The organism is Micromonospora sp. NPDC049799, from assembly GCF_040656655.1.
In the GTDB taxonomy this organism is placed as follows: Bacteria; Actinomycetota; Actinomycetes; order Mycobacteriales; family Micromonosporaceae; genus Micromonospora.
The window spans coordinates 1-1474 of the sequence record NZ_JBFAMU010000824.1 but is presented as its reverse complement, the minus strand read 5'-3'; the positions used below and the strand labels follow the sequence as shown (position 1 = coordinate 1474).

2 protein-coding genes are annotated in these 1474 nt (G+C 75.9%); both read left to right on the top strand.

Annotated features, from left to right (window positions below):
* The first annotated feature begins 138 nt into the window (after nucleotides 1-138).
* Nucleotides 139-957 carry a DUF692 domain-containing protein gene (locus tag AB0I76_RS29820; RefSeq protein ID WP_357042442.1) on the top strand — a complete coding sequence of 273 codons (819 nt, stop codon included), beginning with the start codon at nucleotides 139-141 and terminating at the stop codon, nucleotides 955-957.
* Nucleotides 954-1400 (top strand): hypothetical protein, encoded by a 447-nt coding sequence (locus AB0I76_RS29815; protein ID WP_357042440.1) that lies wholly within the window; start codon nucleotides 954-956, stop codon nucleotides 1398-1400. Before AB0I76_RS29820 ends, AB0I76_RS29815 begins: the two co-directional genes overlap by 4 nt.
* Nucleotides 1401-1474: the final 74 nt, after the last annotated feature.

Here is a 1474-nt window from a genome sequence, read left to right as displayed (position 1 = left end):
CGCGACTGATCACTTCCGGTCATCGGGCAGCGACGCTATCTTCGGGAATGCGCCGCTTTAGTCCAGTTTGTTCCGTAGGCTGCCCTCCGACGGAGGCGGTGGCGGCGGGGGCTGCGGTGGGGGCGGCGGGTGCGGCGGGTGATCGGCCCGTCCGGGGTGGGCATCGGCTGGCGACCGGAGATAGCGGGCTTCGTCGCCGACCTGCCGGGCCTGCGCTTCATCGAGGTGGTGGCCGAGTCGGTGCCCGCCGGCGGGCCACTCCCGGACGGGTTGGCGGCCCTGCGGGAGCGGGACGTCACCGTCGTACCGCATGGGGTGCGGCTCTCCCTCGGCGGCGCCGAGCCGGTCGACCCGGCTCGCGTCGCGCACCTCGCTTCGGTGGCACACCAGGTGGACGCCCCGCTGGTCAGCGAGCACATCGCCTTCGTCCGCGCCGGCGGCCGGGAGGCCGGCCACCTGCTGCCGCTGCCCCGCAGCCGGGCGGCGGTCGACGCGGTCTGCGCCAACGTGGCCCGGGCGCAGGCGCAGCTGCCGGTGCCGATCGCGCTGGAGCCGATCGCGGCGCTCTTCGACTGGCCCGACGACGAGCTGGACGAAGCCGCGTTCCTCACCGAGATCCTCGACCGCACCGACGCCCTGCTGTTGCTCGACGTGGCCAACGTGTACGCCAACGCGCGCAACCGGGGCAACGACCCGGTCGCCCTGCTCGACCGGCTGCCGCTGGACCGGATCGCGTACCTGCACGTCGCGGGCGGCTCCGAGCACGGCGGGTTCTACCACGACACGCACACCGACCCGGTCCCGTCGCCGGTGCTCGACCTGCTGGGCGACCTGTGCGCCCGGCACCGCCCGCCGGCGCTGCTGCTGGAGCGGGACGGGCACTACCCGCCCGCGCCGGAGCTCCGCGCCGAGCTGGACGTTCTCGCCCGGGTGTCCGGGTACCCGGTGGTGACATGAGCGGCGACCTGGCCGCCCGGCAGGCCGAGCTGGTGGCGGCGCTGGTCGCCGGCGAACCGGACCCGTCCGGCTTCGACCCGACGGCGCTGGCTGCCGCCCGGGCCGCCCTGTTGCGCAAACGCGCCGGGGACGTGGCCCGGCACTGGCCGCTGCTCGCCGCCGGTCTGGGTGCCGACTGGTTCCGCACCTTCGCCCGGTGGGCGGCCGGGCGACCCACCGCCGGATCGCTGCGCGACGGCTGGGACCTGGCCCGGGAGCTGCGCGACCAGGGGACGTTACCGCCGCTGGGCGCCGAGGAGCTGGCCGTGCGCGAGGCCACCGACCGCTACGACGGGCACCGACCGCCGCGCCACCGCCGACTACCGGCCTGGGGACGCGCCAACGGCGCCGTAGCCGTCCAGCTAGCCGGCCACGTACACCTCCTCCGCCCCGCCCCCCGCTAACCCCACCCCACCCCTCCCCACCCCCTCCCCACCCCCTCCCCCTCCCCCTCCCGCGATCTTGCACTTTCGGTCGC

Bases quoted from the DNA above. Each gene is read 5' to 3' on its own strand.
- AB0I76_RS29815 (WP_357042440.1), top strand. From the start codon at position 954: ATGAGCGGCGACCTGGCCGCCCGGCAGGCCGAGCTGGTGGCGGCGCTG.